Consider the following 16150-nt stretch of genomic DNA (forward strand, 5'->3'; position numbering starts at 1 on the left):
CGGAAGGAAATGCAATCAACGCCTGAGCGCAAGGCGCGCGGTCAGCCAGCAGATCATCATGACAGCGAAATCGACGAACAGCCAATCGCGCAGAGCTTGGGTGTCGGCCATGTCATAGGGCAGCAGGTACAGCGACAACCCGCTGAGTGTGTCCGGGAGGGAGATAAACAGAAGTGCCGAGGAATTGTTGAAGAAATGCAAAGCGATAGCTGGCCCCAGCGTTCCCGAACGCGCCGTCAGATCCGCGGCCAATACACCGAAGACAAAGGCCCAGATCGCGACCATGGGTGCATTCTCTCCGGTGATAACGGGCGCGTAATGCCCGGCGGCAAACAGGATTGACGGCACACCTATCCAGATGAGCGGGGACCGGAATCTGGCGGCCAGAGACTGCTGGAGGTAGCCGCGAAACAGGATTTCCTCGGCGCTGGTCTGAATCAGTACCGCAAACAACGATATGGGCAACAGCAGCAGCCATGTGGTCAGGGCCAGATTCTGAGTCAGTGGCGCGCCAAAGCCATAGGGTGGCAACACCGTCATTGCTGCACCCAATAGGATCAGACCGATCAGGACTTGCCGGAACTGGCGCAGGCACGGGCTGCGAGCGCCGAACAAGCTGCGCAGCCGCCGGTGCTGCATTTGGTGCACTGCGATGGCAACGCCCAGCGTCATGAACACAAAGCTGAATAGCAGAACTAGCGTCGCAAGGGCAGACGTGCCACGCAGGAAGCCTTCGGCCTGTTCGGGTGAAGCCAGAGCGCCAATCACGGCAAAGAGAACGGAATTCAGCAGCAGGTAGATGGCCCCAACGATGACCAATCCCACCAACAGACGCCAAAACTCGGGCCGGGCGCGCGCTGTGCGCAAGAGGTCTTCGTGAGGGGCATAGGCGGCAGGATCAGGCATTGGTGTCCAAATCTTCACCTGCAACGGGTCGCGGCACTTCTGGGAATACGTCCGACGCATTCCCGACCGCGTTGATGCGGGTGGAGAGTATCGACAGGTATCCGGCCACGGTTTGCAGCAGCTGGACCGCCACTGAGGCGTCGCTTTCGATCACCGCCCGCAGCTCTTCGGCGCCGATGCGCAGGAAGGTGCATTTGGTGAGCGCGGTCAAATCCAGTTGCCGGGCTTCGCCGGTGATGATCGACAAATCGCCGATCAAGCGGCCCGGTTCGATGATCGAAATGGTGCGCTTGGTGCCGTCGTCATCGGACCATTCCAGATTGGCCTGCCCGTCGATGCACAGATAGGCCGCATCCGGGGCCTGTCCGCGCGAAAAGATTGGCTGCCCCGCCGCGACTTCGTACCATTGGGCCGAGAAGGCCAACAGGCGCTGGTTGCGGGCGTCGATGCGCGAAAACAGCTCGGTCGAGGAGATGATCTGTAGTTTCCGGCTCAGATCGGCGGATGCGGTTTCCTCATGGATCGTCTGGGTGCGCGATACACCGTCGATGCGGCCATCCTTGATCTCGATGAACAGGTCATAGGCTTCGGGGTGGGCAAAGTGATCTTCCATGAAGATCATGATCGAGTCAGGCAGCAGCTCGCGCAGGCGCAGGCGGGTGCGCAGACGGCTTTCGGAATCGTGGCTGGCCAGTGCCTTGTCAAGGATCAGGATGTCCGGGCGTTTGATCCCGGCGCGGGAAAACGCGGCGCGTTCCTGAAATACCGTCGGCAGGTTGTTTCCGCCCAGCCCGGTTTGCAGATCGAACAACGTTGCCGCCGCCCTGCGGCGCAGGCCTTCTTCGTTCATGATGTGCGCCACCAGATCCTCAATCTCTTCGGCATGGGCACCGGCCGTGATCGAGACCCGCCCATAGAGGGCATTCTCCATCACCGTGAGGCGCGGAAAATAGCTGTCGGGGGACAGGGGAATGAACATGCCGTTCAGCGCGCCTTGCAGACGTTCAGACTGTTCTTTGCGGATGGACAGGATCTTGTCCTTGTATTCCTGCGGGAAGTCCGGTCCGATCTGTTCCGCCGTCAGAAGGAACGGAACTGTCAGCAGTAGTGAGCGTTCGGCCTCGCTGAGGTCGTTGTCACCCTTGGTCTTGCGTCGGTCCTTGATGTCCAGCAGACGGTGGAACATGTCCTTGGACATACCCAATCGAAGAAACAGGGGGTGATTAGTCCCGCCGCGCCCAAAGGCCTGATCCAGTGTCTCGACCACGTCACTGGCCATGTTCATGGCATCCTCGGCCAGATCATGAGCGCTCAGCATGTTCTTGAACCGACGGTCATCGGCCAGGGATTCCGGCGTGATATCCCGTGATGGGGTCGCGTAGAGCAGATTGCCCCCAAGCGGCACGGTCGGATTAAAACGTTCTGGATCAAAGCGATAGACGTGACGATCCAGTCCGTTTTCCCTCAGGCGTTCGGCAACCGTTTCGCGCAGTTTGACAACATCGCGCGCAAGATCGGGGTGTAGTGCGGGATCAAACTGCGTGCGCAGGGTGCGGCGCAGCAATATTTCATCTGTCCCCATGGCCTCGACCAGCTGGAACCACCAGGCGCGAATGTCGTCCGCGTTGTCCAGCCCGGCCAGTTTGGGGTCGATCCATTCATCGCTAAGGGAGTCCGTCGGGTTGCCGGAGCGCGCGGCCTCGATCTGCCAGCGGCTGGGGGTTTTTTCGGCATCTGCCTGATGTTGCGGATGAGGCCGTAGCGGCATCATCAGATTGTCGCCCAACGTGCCATTGAACAGATAAGGTCGCGAATAGGCATAGCCGATCCGGGCAGCGATGACGGATTGGTGCAGCTCTTTCAGGTTGTGACCGGCCATAAGCACTTCGCCCTGAACCGGCAGCACTTCGCGGGTCAGAACTTGCGCCAACGCATTGCGTTCCGCAGCGCTGTTGGATTGGATCGCCACCCGCGCGCCTTTGGGAATGGTCAGGTCGATATCTTCAAGAATGGTCTTGCCGTCATCGTCCCGCACAGTCACGTTGCGCAGCTCGATCTCACCGGTCAGATGCGGGATGACCTCGGGCTCGCCCACGAACAATTTTTCAGGGATCATGTTTGAGGGCGCGAAACGTTCTGTCACCACTTCCCAGCGCAAGGACATGTCCTGCACCTGATTGTAATAGGTCAGCAAGTCCTTCCAGGGGCCGCTCAGATCCTTATAGGCGCCAAGCGCCGCAACCAGCGCGCCCACCGTCACCTCACCCGTGATCGCAAGATAGCCGCCGACCGAGTAGAACAGGAACGGGGTCATTTGCGTGATCAGGTTGTTCAAGAACTTCATAAAGAACTTCTTGTTGTAGATTTTGAACCGGATCTCGAACAACAGGCCCAACCGATGGCTGAACTGCGCCTGACGATAGCGCCAGCCGCCATTGGTGCGCAGATCGCTGATACCCGCCGCGCTTTCGCCGATTTCCGAGCTGAGGCTGCGGACCTCCTGAATGCGTTCTTTGTTCAGCAGGTTGATCTGACGTTGCAGCTTGGGGATCAGCCAGGCCTGCAACGGGATCAGTGCGATACTGGCCAGTCCGAACCAGACGCTCTGCATGAACAGAAAGGTGACAATGGTCATCATCTGACCGAACTGGAACACCGGTTGCGCGATGGCGTCACCCATCAGACCGCCCATCGGTTCGGCCTCGGACGTGATCATCGACACCAGCTCACCCTGGCTGGTGGTGGCAAAGTAGGATTTCGGAAACCGCATCGAGCGGTGAATCAGCGTGAATCGCAATCGTCGAAGCATACGTTCAGCCAGAACGCCCTTCATCGTGTTGATGCGCATTTTCATCAACCCGCTGGCAATGACTGTGGCCAGAAACGCCACGCACAGGATCAGCAGATACTGTACCTGCGTCACCGTAAAGCCAAACAGCGTCACCGTATCGCTGGGCGCGCCAATCGCGTCGTTGATGATCTGCTTGGGCAGTTCAAGCGAGGCATAAAGGAACGGAAATGACAGAACCGTCAGAGCCAACAGCACAAGCTGTTGTTTCTTTGAATATTTCCAGATGAATGAAAAAAGAGTGGGTTCCATGCCCCGGGCGTGCCTCAAAACAATAGGATTTGGTTTTTGGGTGTCCCCTGCGATCAGCTGTCAGACGGTACGCACTGACCTCAGCGATTGCAAGAATTGCCGTAGCTAGCATCTTCGGATCGGAATGCCCATCCATGCCGGCGTTCACAAATTCGGGAGATTTTGTCCCTATTGTAGGCAATTCACCTTTAACCCCTGCCCCCTCTTTGACTAAAGAAGAGCAGGTTTGATTGATGGAGCCATGGGCAAACTTCTGGATCGCTATATTCACCGCAAGGTTGTTGAGCGCTGGCGGCGTGCCGTTCAGAACTTGCCCACAGCCACGGTGCCGCAACTACGTCAGCAACGCGATGATGCGCGCAAGCTGCGGTATAAGCTGGAGTCGGTGATAAACGAAGCGGATGCCCGGCTGGCGAAACCGTTGATTGGCTCGAACCAGTTTGCCAAGCCTTTGGGGACCGATTGGTGCAACAGGCCTGATCTGTGGCGCATGCCTTTGTCCCGCCCCGGTGTCGCCTCGGCCCCGCGCCGTGCGCCGCTGGACCCGCAGGTTACGCTGTTTCATGACTGCCCTTTGGCCGAAATCGGCATGCGTCAGACCCGGAACAAACGTGACAACGATCTGGCCGCATTTGGGCTGGCGGTCGAGGTGTTCGGCTTTGCTGGTTCGTTTCTGTCCTTGTCGGTCGCCCTTCCCTCTGAAGCCAGTCAGGGCTTGACCAAACAGCATCTGATGCGCGTGGATTCGGTGATCATGCCCGATCATCCGCTAGAAGTTTTCGCCCGCCTCAACATCCAGCACGGGCCGAACATTGAACAGGTACTGCGCAAGCTGGACATGGCCAGTACGTCTCATTCCGTGGATTTCGATCTGGCACACCTGCCCCTGAACGAACGGCGGGTTGAGAAAATCTGGCTGGACCTGATCTTTGAAGACCCGCGTATGAACCGCGTGATGATCCGTGACCTGACCTTCTGCCGCCATCATCGCGCCGATTTGTAAGAGCTGTACCCATGACGCATCCGATCCTGACCCCTACCCGTTTTGAAAACGGCCTCTGGCATGGGCATTTACAGGCCGAGGCAGAGCCGCAGGTTGAAGTCTCATATTTGGGAGAAGCTTTGCCGGATGTGACCCTGGCACCCGTTGCTGGCGGGTGGGAGCTGACTGTCCCCGTACCGGCCGCGGCCCTGTCAGACGGGGTCCACTGCTTTGTCATTCTTGATGCGACGACATCGACCAAGCTGGGCGATTTCACTGTCATCGCCGGGTCTCCGATCGCCGATGATTTGCGCGCCGATGTCGAGTTGCTGCGCGCCGAACTAGACATGCTGAAACGGGCGTTTCGGCGCTCGCAAATCGCAGGCGACTGATCCTGCGGCGCAAGTCCCTATCATTTCAACAGAATTCCGTGCATCTTTGAGCAAGCTGCAGCAATCTGGGCAAGCTCATGGATCGCGCCAGTATTATCAAAGTCATCGCATTGATGGTGACGGGATTCGGGATCGGCATCGACTTTACCGGAGCATTGATTCTGGTCCCCGCCATCGAAAACAGTTTCGACGCAGACATCACCAGCACCCAGTGGGTGCTGAACATTTACGCCCTGTTCTTCGCAATGACCATGGTCGCCGGAGGACGTATGGGCGATATGTTTGGACACCGCAAGATGATGCTGATCGGGCTTTCGATCTTTCTGTTCTCATCAGTCATGTGTTTCGTGTCACCCAGCCTGGACTTTCTGATCATCGCCCGCGCGCTGCAAGGGATCGGCGCGGGGTGTGTCTGGCCTTGTACGCTGGCCTTTGGCGCGACCAAGGTCTCGCGGCCGGAACATCGGGCATTGATCATGGGGCTGATTCTTGCAGGCGTCACCTGCGGCAATGTCCTTGGACCTTTGATTAGCGGCTCGGTGGTCAGCCTTGGCGACTGGCGTTTGTTCTTTCTGGCAAATGTCGTGTTCTCGACGATTTCGATGGTGACGGCGATTGTGCTGATGGAGCGGGAAACCCAGCACAAACAGGGGGAACATATCGACTTTGCCGGTATGGGCGTGCTGTCCCTCGCCGTTCTGCTGCTGCTTTACGGGCTGGATGTGGGGGCGGACTGGGGCTGGACCTCGGCGCCTTTGCTGCTGTTGTTCCTTGTCAGTGCGGCCCTGTTTGTTGCATTTCCTAAAGTTGAAAAACGTGTGAAGGAACCGCTGCTTCTGCCACAGATGATAGCGAACCGAGAGTTTCGGATCACGCTTGGGCTTAACATGTTCAACGTTTCAGCGGTGTTTGTCGGGTTGATGTATTTTCCTCAATACATGCAAAAGGTGTTGGGCTGGTCGACTCTGCAATCCGCATTTGGGCTGGCCCCGTTGACGGTGCTGCTGGCGGTGGGGTCGATTGTCTCGGGCCGGCTGTACAACGATTTCGGTCCCAAACGGCTGATGTTCTGGGGCTATCTTTGCGCGACGGTCGGCGCGGCCAGCATTGTCGTGATGCCTTCCGGGCTGGGATATTTCCAGATCCTGCCCGGCATGGCGATGATCGGGCTGGGGGCCACATTGACAGTTGGTCCATCTGGAACCGCCGCCGTCTGTGCGGTGAAACCGGAACGGGCCGGGCTGGTTGGCGGGCTCAGCTTTATGGTCCACCTTGTCTATGGCGCCATATCGGTCGCCTGTGCGACGGCGATTATGTACCTGTCCAGTTTGCGTAGTCTGGGCCAGCGCCTGTCAGCTGCCGGTGTTGATCTGTCCGAGGCCGATCAACGGGCTATCAATGGCGGCACGTTGACCACGCAATCCGCTCGCGAGGTCATGAGTAAACTCAGCGGGCCAGAGGCTGAAAAAGTCAAAGCCGCCATTGCGGCAGCTTTTGACAGCGGCATGAACATGGCCTTCATCTTTGCGACCTTGTCTGTGTCGGTCGGTATACTTCTGGCCATTCTGCTGGACGAAGAAAAACTGCACAAAGTCGAAAGCTGATCTGCCCAAAGAAAAAGGGCCGCCCAATGTGGCGGCCCGTTTCCTTTTTACTGAGATGGCCCGTTCGGGTTAAAGGCCGACAGGCCCTTGAGGATGTCGATGGCATAAGCCAGCTGATAGTCCTCTTCCCGCAGTTCGGCCGTGGCTTCGGCCTTGGCGCGGTCTTCTTCGATCTGACGAATCTCATCTTCGCTGAGGCTGTCATTGTTCAGGCTGCCGCGCAGGTCGGCCTCGGACCGCCCGGGACGATCCGACTCCTCTTCCTCGGCATCCGGCACCGGCCGGGGCTGTTCAACAATGATATCAGGGCTGACGCCAAGCGCCTGGATCGAACGCCCTGACGGTGTGTAATAGCGCGACGTGGTCAGGCGCATCGCACCGTCCCCGCGCAGTGGCATCACCGTCTGGACCGAGCCTTTACCGAAGCTCTTGGTGCCCACAACAATGGCGCGCCGGTGGTCCTGCAAGGCACCGGCCACGATCTCAGAAGCCGAGGCCGAACCGCCGTTGATCAAAACCACAATCGGCTTGCCCTCGGCCAGGTCGCCGGGGGTGGCGTTGAACCGCTCACCCTCGCTGGGATCGCGGCCACGGGTCGACACGATCTCACCTTCGTTCAGGAACGCATCCGACACTTTGATCGCCTGCGTCAGCAGACCGCCGGGGTTGTTACGCAGGTCCAGGACGACACCGTTGACCTTTTCGATGCCACCGGCTTCTTCTATCTGTTCAGCCAGTCCTTCCATCAGGTTGGGGAAGGTTTGGTCGTTAAACGTGGTCACGCGAAGTACGACGCTGGTGCCTTCGGTGCGGGCGCGCACGGCGGTCAGCTTGATGGTGTCGCGAATGATGGTGACGTCAAACGGCTCTTGCTCGCCTTCACGCACGACGGTGATCACGATCTCGGACCCTACCGGGCCGCGCATCAGGTCAACTGCCTTATCCAGCGTCAGGCCCAGAATGCTCTCGCCGTCGACATGGGTGATGAAATCGCCCGCCTCGATACCGGCAGCATCCGCAGGGGTATCGTCGATCGGAGAAACAACTTTGACAAAGCCTTCTTCCTGCGTGACCTCGATCCCCAGCCCGCCGAATTCACCACGTGTCTGCACGCGCATCTGCTCGGCATCATCGGGCGACAGATAGCTGGAATGCGGGTCAAGCGAGGTCAACATGCCGTCAATGGCCGCCTCGATCAGCTCTTCGGGTTCGACCTCTTCGACATATTGCGCGCGGATGCGCTCAAAAATATCGCCGAACAGGTCCAGCTGTTCATAGACGCTGGCCTTGCTGTCGGCCTCTTGCGCCAGCAGAGGACCAGCGATCTGAGTGGTTGCGATTATACCTGCCACGGTTCCGGCCAGACCGGCCATCACAAATTTCTTCATATGTGTTCATCCATCCTTGCTGGTCCGAAACCACGATTCCGGGTCCACGGGGCTGTTATCCTGTCTTACCTCTATATAGAGCGTTTCTGACCGGTCAGTTCCAGTGCCATCACCGCTTGTTGACAAAATAGCGCCGATTTCGGGCGTTTCACCTGGCATCAGACCGACCGGAGTACCCTCAGGGATCACCTGTCCGGTGTTCCCGTAAACCTCTTGCAGGCCCGAAAACACGAATAAAAGACCGGGTTGAGGCTCGAGTATCACCAGATTTCCCAGATCCAGCAGCGGACCGCGATAGCGAATGGTGGCCGCCGTTGGCGATGTAACAATCGCCCGCGGACGCGTGGCCAGAATCACGCCGGGGCGTTTCACCCCAGCTGCATCGGTCTCGCCTGATCGGTGCAGCAGGACACCTTGGGCGGGCAATGACAGCAGGCCCTTGCGGCCCGAGATATTGGCGCTGGTGTCGGCAATCTCGCCTTCCGAGATTTCGGACAGGCCATTGGCAAACCCCTCCAACGTTTCGGTCGAGGAGATCAGGATCGCAGTGCGGATAGGGTCTTCGACAAAGCGTTGCGGCAGGTCCGTGCGGTCAGCGATGGCTGCGCTCAACTGGGTGCGCGCGGTTTGCACGCCGGTCAGCCCGTCGGTCAGGGTATCAACCGCGCTTTGTTGCAATTGCCGAAGGGTCTGTACTTCTTCAAGGTCGCGCGCCAGCGCCTGAGCGCGGGCGTTCAGGCCCGGCATGACCTCTGACAACATCATCCCTGCCCGCGCCGAACCCAACGGGCCAGAAGGATGCAGCATCAGAACCGGAGGCGCAGTGGTTTCGATGGTCTGCAAGACGCCAAGTAGTTGAGCGATCTCTTTTTCTCGCGCTCGCAGTTCTGCGGTTAGCTGAGCCTCGCGCGTGGCGGCGCGGCGCAGCCCGTCGCGCATCGCGGTCAATCCGGCCTCATACGCCTGAATGGTCCCGGTCAGGGCGCGCACTCGGTCCCGCGCGCCGTCGGCTTCGGTCAGCGCGACAGAAGCATCCTCGAGCATCTGCGCCGCCTTCAGCGCGGCTGTTGACGGATCGGTCTGGGCGTGGACCGGCCCCGCGAACACCACAGCAAGAAGAAGCGCGCGCAGGATCATGACAGCAAGCTCTGACCGGTCATCTCGGGCGGTTGCTCCAGACCCATCAACTGCAAAAGGGTCGGCGCCAGATCGGACAGACGGCCATTGCGCAGCGTCGCGCCCTCTGGCCCACCCACCAAGGCGACGGGAACCGGGTTGATGGTATGTGCGGTGTGCGGCCCGCCGGTTGCCGGGTCGACCATCATTTCGCAATTGCCGTGATCGGCAGTCACGATCATCGCGCCTCCGGCCTTTTCCAAAGCGGCAACCACTTGTGCCAGCCCCTGATCCACGGCCTCGCACGCCTTGATTGCCGCTTGCAGGTCGCCGGTATGCCCGACCATGTCCGGGTTCGCGTAATTGGTGACGATCAGGTCATAGCCCGCCTCGATCGCCTCGACGAATTTCTCCGTCACCTCGATCGAGGACATCTCGGGCTGGAGATCATAGGTCGCCACTTTGGGCGATTTGGGCATGTAACGGTCCTCGCCGACCTCGGGCGTTTCCTTGCCGCCATTGAGGAAGAAGGTCACATGCGGGTATTTCTCGGTCTCGGCCAGACGGAACTGGCGCAGGCCCTGTTTGGCGACCCATTCGCCTAGAGTGTTCACGATATCCCGTTTGGGGAACACGGTGGTCATGTATGCATTGTGGCCGTCCGAATATTCGACCATCCCCAGCAATGCCGCCAGTTTCGGACGGGGGCCGGTGTCGAAATCAGAAAAACCGGGTTCGCCAATGGCCCGCAAAATCTCGCGCGCGCGGTCGGCGCGGAAGTTGAGACAAAAGAACCCGTCGCCGTCTTTGACGCCATCAAAGCCGTTCAGAACGGTTGGCACGATGAACTCATCCGTTTCCGACTGGTTATAGGCGTGATCAATTGCGCCGTGGGCCGTAGCCGCCTTGCGACCTTGCCCTTTGATCATCGCTTCAAACGCTTCGCCAACGCGTTCCCAGCGGTTGTCGCGGTCCATCGCGAAATAGCGACCGCAGACGGTGACAACGCGCGCGCCATCGGGCAGGCGATCTTCCAACTCGGCGATGTAGGTGAAGGCCGATTTCGGGGCCACGTCGCGGCCATCCGTGATGGCATGCAGCGCCACAGGAACCCCGGCATCGGTAACAGCCTTGGCCGCAGCAATTATGTGGTTCAGATGGCCATGCACTCCGCCATCCGACACCAGCCCCATCAGATGTGCGGTGCCACCGGTGGCCTTCACCTTAGCAATGAAATCCTGCAACGCGCCGTTGTCGAAGAACGAGCCATCCTCAATCGCCAGATCAATCTGCCCCAGATCCATCGCCACGACACGACCCGCGCCAATATTGGTGTGGCCAACCTCGGAATTGCCCATCTGACCGCTTGGCAGGCCAACATCCGGTCCGTGAGTGATCAGGGTCGCATGCGGTCCCTTGGCCATGATCGCATCGAAGGTGGGCGTGTTGGCCAGATATGGTGCGTTGGCGGTTGTGTCCTCAGACAGGCCCCAACCATCAAGAATGCACAGGACAACAGGTTTGGGGGCGGTCATTTCGGCTCTCCGGGATATCTGCTCTTGCGCCGTGTTGTATCGCCTGACCTGCGACGGGTGAACCGTCTTTTGCCCTGACCGCGCAGAATTAATGCGAGGGCGGTTTGGCTTTGGCTAAATACTCGGTAAAGGGCCGCGCCTTGCGGTCCCGATACTTGACCGTCAGATCCAGCGGCGCATCGTTCACGTCATACACCCCCAAGATCACGCCCCTGCCCCGGCTTTTGGTCCGCATCTCAATCAATTGCTGTTCCGACCGCGTTGTGCGTTGTGAGGTTCGGCGGGCCCACTTAAAGAGATGGTCGTACATGTCCGCGATGACCTCGCCGTGGTCGGCACTGCTGCCCAGATCAGTCAGTTCATCGGGGTCATTTTCCAGATCAAACAGAATGGGCCGATGGCCGCCTTCGCAGTGGATCAGCTTCCATTTCTTGTTGGCCACCATGAACATTACCGCATCCCGGACCGACGCGTTCAAAACATCAGCAATTGGTGAGGCGGAATAGTCGTATTCGCAGATCACCACGTCTCGCGGCACCTCAGTTGCCTGTCCGTGCAGGATCGGCAGCAGAGAATGCCCTTCGAGGATGTGCGAGGCGACCTCTCCTCCTGCCACATCCGCAAAAGTCGGGGCGAGGTCGATGGATTCGACCAGAGCGTCGCTGACAGTGCCACGCGAGGTGTCAGCCTCGGGCGAAGGGTCGTAGATAATCAGCGGAACCTTGGTCGATGCGTTATGAAAAAACGTCTTTTCCCCCATCCAGTGATCGCCCAGAAAATCGCCGTGGTCAGAGGTCAGCACGATCATCGTGTCTTCCATCCGACCGGTGTCTTCCATCCATTTGAACAGCCGACCCATCTGATCGTCGGCCTGTTTGATCAGGCCCATATAGGCCGGGATAACCGCCTCGCGCACGTCCTGGCGTGAGAAGGTCTGGCCGATTTTGGTGTCCATGAAGGCCTTCAAAACGGGGTGTGCGTTTTGCCTTTCGGCCTCGGACCGAACGACCGGCAGGACGTGTTCAGGCCCGTACATCGAAGCGTAAGGTTCAGGCACGATGTAGGGCCAATGGGGTTTGATAAAGCTCAGGTGGCAGCACCACGGACCTGCATGGTTTTCCATGAATTCCATGCCGCGCCCGGTCAGATAAGGCGTTTCGCTGTCCTCTTCGGCGATATTTGCCGCCTCGGGTGAGTTCTTCAGGAACCAGCCGGACAACACTTTGCCGTCCGCGTCCAGCCCGGAATTGGCAAAGTCGTGCCACGGGTTGTCGCTGTCATAGCCCTTTTCGGTCAGGTATTTGTTGTATTCCTTCGCGCCGTCGGGGTCATAGAACCCATCCGGCCCTTCGGGACGCATACCATCATCGCGTTCGAATACGTCAAAGCCACACTCGGCCACACGTGCGCCTATCAGGCTATCAGGCTCCAGCCCCAGCCGTGCCATCCCTTCAGCATCCGCCCGCATATGGGTTTTACCAACCAGCCAGCACTCCATCCCAGCCTTGCGCAGATGGTCGCCCATCGTCATTTCGCCGACCTTCAGCGGGATACCGTTCCAAGACGCCCCATGCGAATGCACATAGCGGCCGGTATAGGTGGACATGCGCGAACTGCCACAGATCGGGGATTGGATATAGGCCCGGTCGAACCGCACGCCCCGCGCGGCCAAACGGTCAATGTTCGGAGTATGCAGGTGCGGATGCCCGTAGCAACTCAGATAATCCCAGCGCAGCTGGTCGAACATGATGAACAGGATGTTTTTGGCTTTGGCCAAGGCGATGTCCCCCAAGTTTCAGGGACCTGATTAGCCAATTCTCTGCCCGCAGCGAAGCGTAAACTACGCTTCGGCCTGACGCTCCATCTGTTCCAGCATCTTCTTGGCGCGCTTGCACTGCAACTGATCGCGCAAGGGCGAATCCGGGTCGACGTCTTTCTGGCAAACCACGCATTTATCTGCGCCCGAGATCGCGTTCAGGCCGCCGCAGCTGCCCTTGATGGTCTTGCCCATCAGCATCACGCCCAGCGACATGCCCACCATCACGAGGGCCAATAGAATGAATGCCAGAATAAAAGTGCTCATCTCACGTCCACCGGTCAGTTGTCGCCTAGGGCGTCTTTGAACGCCGTGCTGTGCATCGTAATATAGGCATCTTCGCCGCCTGTCACATCCCGCGAGATGAAATACACGGCAAGTTTATGCTTTTCAGCCAGCTCCAGACCTTTTTCCTGTCCCAGCGCCAGCATCGCGGTTGCCCAGGCATCCGCCAGCATCGCGTTTTCCGCCAGAACCGTCACTGATGTCGTGTGATGGGTGATCGGACGGCCCGTGGTCGGGTCGATGATGTGCGAATAGCGCACGCCGTCCTGCTCAAAGAAATTCTTGTAGTCGCCCGAACCCGCCATGCCCAGATCGCTGACCGAGACGATCAGCTGCGGGGATTGTGTACCGGCCTGCGGCTTTTCAATAGCGATCCGCCAGTCCTCACCTTTGTCGTTCTGGCCTTTGGTGACCAGATCGCCGCCGATTTCGACCAGATAATCCTCGATCCCTGCCTCGCGCAGCGTTTCAGCAACAGCATCAATGCCATAGCCCTTGGCAATGGCCGAAAGGTTGATGCCGACACCCGCATCGGATTTCGCCAGTGTCCCCTCTTTCTGGTCAAGTTTCAGCAGACGCGCTTGTCCAACGCTGTCGAGAGCGGTTTGGATTTCCTCATCCGACGGTACCGGGTCTTCGGGTTTGCGCGGCCCAAAACCCCACAATTCGATCAGCGGCCCGAGAGTGACATCGAATGTCCCGCCGGTTTTCTCATGCACGTCATTGGCCGCGGCAAGAACGGTGGCAAATTCCGGGGATACCTGCACAGGGTCCGTGCTGTCAGATGCCGAAAAAGTCGAGACCTCAGAGTTCGGGTCCCAGTTGGACATCTTTGCGTTGACCTCGGCCAGCGTCTCTTCGACCGCAGCGGCCAGCGCATTTTCGTCCAAATCCGTGCCAATGGCGGTGATGTTAAAGGTGGTTCCCATCGTCTCTCCCGACAGGCGCACCACTTCGGGTTCCTCGTCAAACAGGCAGCCTGAAACAAGTGTCACAAGGGCCAGAACTGGCAAAAGGCGCATGGGGAACCTCCTCAGGTATCGCGTGACCGGCGTATGCCAGCGCCCCCAACCAGAGTCAAACCGAGGTCAGAGTTTTAGCGGCATAAACCCTAACATCAGCAGGCCAATTCCGGCAGGAACGCCAAACAGCCACGCCTTTTTCTTCCAACCTTCAGCCTGCTGTTTCCAGGCCATTCGAAAATTGTGGCCACAGACGACCACAAAGAAAAAGATCAGCACAGCGATAGGTGGGGTCAGATAAAGGTCAGACAACAGGCCGAACATCCTTGGTTTGCAGCAGTTTTCCGCGATCGGGCCATTTCACCCTATACAGGTCATTTAGCTGCGCTAAGGTGAAAGGGAAAGACTTTGCAATAACCATGAAGGAGATTGCCCATGGCCCCAACCTCTTACCAGTCGCCGTCGCGCGGCGACAAAGCTGACAAGACCACATACAGCCAATCAGCGGAATCCAACCTGTCGCACTCGCAAACGACCGTGGCCAAACTGCTTGAGGGTAAAGGGGACTCGGTGTTTTCGGTGCGCCCGAACGAGACCATTCATTCCGTGGTCAATACGCTGAAAGAAAAGCGGATCGGCGCGGTTCTGGTGACAGATCAGAATGGCACCCTGCAGGGCATTCTGTCCGAACGCGACATCGTACGGCGCATGGCTGAAACGCCCGGCCAGACCCTTCCGCAATCGGTCGAAGACCTGATGACCAAAGAGGTCAAGTCCTGTTCTCCCGATGATCTTCTGAATGATGTGTTGAAAACAATGACCGAAGGCCGTTTCCGCCACATGCCAGTGCTGCGCGACGGCAATCTTTGCGGCGTCATAACCATCGGCGACGTTGTCCATTTCCGGCTGAAAGAGTTGGAATACGAGGCGCTGCGGATGAAGCAGATGATCGTCGGCTGACTGTAACTTGCGAAAATCCCCTTGACCTTGCCCCGGCAACGGTATCCCTGATGCTTTGAAGTCTGCGTCAAGGTCGAGGGTTATATGAAACGGGTTCTGGTTACGGGGACAGCGGGATTCATTGGGTTCCACCTGGCGAAACTGCTGCTGTCCGAGGGGTTCCGTGTTCACGGCTATGATGGGATGACGGATTACTACGACGTCAGTCTGAAACGCCGCCGTCACCAGATGCTGTTGCAGACACCGGGGTTCTCGGCCACCGAGGACTTGCTGGAAAACCATGACCGGCTGATGCAAGTCGCTGAGGAGTTCCAACCCGAGGTGATCATCCACCTCGCCGCGCAGGCCGGGGTGCGCTACAGCCTCGAAGACCCGCGCAGCTATGTGCAGTCGAATGTCGTGGGCACGTTCAACATTATGGAACTGGCGCGCACGCATGAGGTTGAGCATCTTTTGATGGCTTCGACATCCTCGATCTATGGCGCGAATGAGGACATGCCCTTTGCCGAAACGGACAAGGCCGACAACCAGCTGACCATCTACGCGGCCACGAAAAAGGCCAATGAGGCGATGGCCCATTCCTACGCTCATTTGTGGAACCTGCCCACCACGATGTTTCGGTTTTTCACCGTCTACGGAACCTGGGGGCGGCCCGATCTGGCCTATTTCAAGTTCACCGACGCCATCCTGAACGACCGTCCCATCGACATATACAACAACGGCGACATGTATCGCGACTTCACCTATGTCGACGATCTGGTGCAGGGGATACGGCTACTGATTGATGCCGCCCCTGCCCGTCCGGCCAGCAAGGATGACATCGCCGAAGGCGACAGCCTGTCACCCATTGCGCCCTATCGGATCGTCAATATCGGCAACTCGGACAAGGTTCGTCTGATGGACTTTATTGAGGCCATCGAAGATGCGCTCGGCAAGAAAGCGGTGCGGAATTACATGCCGATGCAGAAGGGTGATGTCCCCGCGACCTGGGCAGATACCAGCCTGTTGCAGAGCCTGACCGGCTACAAGCCGAAAACGGATATCGCGTCAGGCATGAGGGAATTCGTCGCCTGGTATCGGGGCTATTACCAAAAGCCCGAATGA

The 16150-nt window shown here is 58.5% G+C and carries 14 protein-coding genes; 5 read left to right on the plus strand and 9 right to left on the minus strand.

Annotated features, from left to right (window positions below; genetic code table 11):
• Positions 1 to 15: 15 nt before the first annotated feature.
• Both ACOQOY_RS01670 and ACOQOY_RS01675 read right to left on the minus strand, forming a co-directional pair.
• The gene (locus ACOQOY_RS01670; RefSeq protein ID WP_420583754.1) at positions 16 to 906 is read right to left on the minus strand and encodes a CPBP family intramembrane glutamic endopeptidase; all 891 of its coding nucleotides are present in this window, start codon (positions 904 to 906) and stop codon (positions 16 to 18) included.
• Positions 899 to 4006: an ABC transporter transmembrane domain-containing protein gene (locus tag ACOQOY_RS01675; protein WP_420583755.1), complete on the minus strand. Its 3108-nt coding sequence runs from the start codon at positions 4004 to 4006 to the stop codon at positions 899 to 901. The genes ACOQOY_RS01670 and ACOQOY_RS01675 overlap by 8 nt, the downstream gene beginning before the upstream one ends.
• A gap of 241 nt (positions 4007 to 4247) precedes the next feature.
• On the opposite strand from ACOQOY_RS01675, the gene ACOQOY_RS01680 reads away from it, so the two are divergent.
• From ACOQOY_RS01680 to ACOQOY_RS01690, 3 genes are all read left to right on the plus strand, one after another.
• Positions 4248 to 5009 carry a DUF6478 family protein gene (locus tag ACOQOY_RS01680; protein WP_420583756.1) on the plus strand — a complete coding sequence of 254 codons (762 nt, stop codon included), beginning with the start codon at positions 4248 to 4250 and terminating at the stop codon, positions 5007 to 5009.
• Positions 5010 to 5020: 11 nt separating this feature from the next.
• A complete protein-coding gene (locus ACOQOY_RS01685; protein ID WP_420583757.1) occupies positions 5021 to 5380 on the plus strand; it encodes a hypothetical protein in 360 nt (119 codons plus the stop codon).
• A gap of 77 nt (positions 5381 to 5457) precedes the next feature.
• On the plus strand, positions 5458 to 6984 hold the full coding sequence (locus tag ACOQOY_RS01690; RefSeq protein WP_420583758.1) for an MFS transporter: 1527 nt from the start codon (positions 5458 to 5460) through the stop codon (positions 6982 to 6984).
• A 47-nt stretch (positions 6985 to 7031) separates the two neighbouring features.
• Here ACOQOY_RS01690 and ACOQOY_RS01695 read toward each other — a convergent pair whose 3' ends face one another.
• The 7 genes from ACOQOY_RS01695 to ACOQOY_RS01725 form a co-directional block, all read right to left on the minus strand.
• Positions 7032 to 8372, minus strand: a complete 1341-nt coding sequence (locus tag ACOQOY_RS01695) for a S41 family peptidase (RefSeq protein ID WP_420583759.1) — start codon at positions 8370 to 8372, stop codon at positions 7032 to 7034.
• A gap of 6 nt (positions 8373 to 8378) precedes the next feature.
• On the minus strand, positions 8379 to 9509 hold the full coding sequence (locus ACOQOY_RS01700) for a murein hydrolase activator EnvC family protein (protein ID WP_420583760.1): 1131 nt from the start codon (positions 9507 to 9509) through the stop codon (positions 8379 to 8381).
• On the minus strand, positions 9506 to 11023 hold the full coding sequence (gene gpmI, locus ACOQOY_RS01705) for a 2,3-bisphosphoglycerate-independent phosphoglycerate mutase (RefSeq protein ID WP_420583761.1): 1518 nt from the start codon (positions 11021 to 11023) through the stop codon (positions 9506 to 9508). The genes ACOQOY_RS01700 and gpmI overlap by 4 nt, the downstream gene beginning before the upstream one ends.
• Positions 11024 to 11111: 88 nt before the next feature.
• On the minus strand, positions 11112 to 12800 hold the full coding sequence (locus ACOQOY_RS01710) for a sulfatase-like hydrolase/transferase (protein WP_420583762.1): 1689 nt from the start codon (positions 12798 to 12800) through the stop codon (positions 11112 to 11114).
• Between the two features lie 63 nt (positions 12801 to 12863).
• Positions 12864 to 13106 carry a (Na+)-NQR maturation NqrM gene (gene nqrM / locus ACOQOY_RS01715; RefSeq protein WP_420583763.1) on the minus strand — a complete coding sequence of 81 codons (243 nt, stop codon included), beginning with the start codon at positions 13104 to 13106 and terminating at the stop codon, positions 12864 to 12866.
• A gap of 14 nt (positions 13107 to 13120) precedes the next feature.
• Positions 13121 to 14146 (minus strand): FAD:protein FMN transferase, encoded by a 1026-nt coding sequence (locus ACOQOY_RS01720; protein ID WP_420583764.1) that lies wholly within the window; start codon positions 14144 to 14146, stop codon positions 13121 to 13123.
• 66 nt (positions 14147 to 14212) lie between these two features.
• A complete protein-coding gene (locus ACOQOY_RS01725; RefSeq protein ID WP_420583765.1) occupies positions 14213 to 14398 on the minus strand; it encodes a hypothetical protein in 186 nt (61 codons plus the stop codon).
• Between the two features lie 123 nt (positions 14399 to 14521).
• Here ACOQOY_RS01725 and ACOQOY_RS01730 point away from each other — a divergent pair, with 123 nt between their 5' ends.
• Entirely contained in the window at positions 14522 to 15046 is a 525-nt protein-coding gene (locus ACOQOY_RS01730; protein ID WP_420583766.1) for a CBS domain-containing protein, read from the plus strand.
• 84 nt (positions 15047 to 15130) lie between these two features.
• Positions 15131 to 16150 carry a GDP-mannose 4,6-dehydratase gene (locus tag ACOQOY_RS01735; RefSeq protein WP_420583767.1) on the plus strand — a complete coding sequence of 340 codons (1020 nt, stop codon included), beginning with the start codon at positions 15131 to 15133 and terminating at the stop codon, positions 16148 to 16150.

The sequence above is a fragment of the Ruegeria sp. genome (genome assembly GCF_965221235.1).
Taxonomy (GTDB): domain Bacteria; phylum Pseudomonadota; class Alphaproteobacteria; order Rhodobacterales; family Rhodobacteraceae; genus Ruegeria.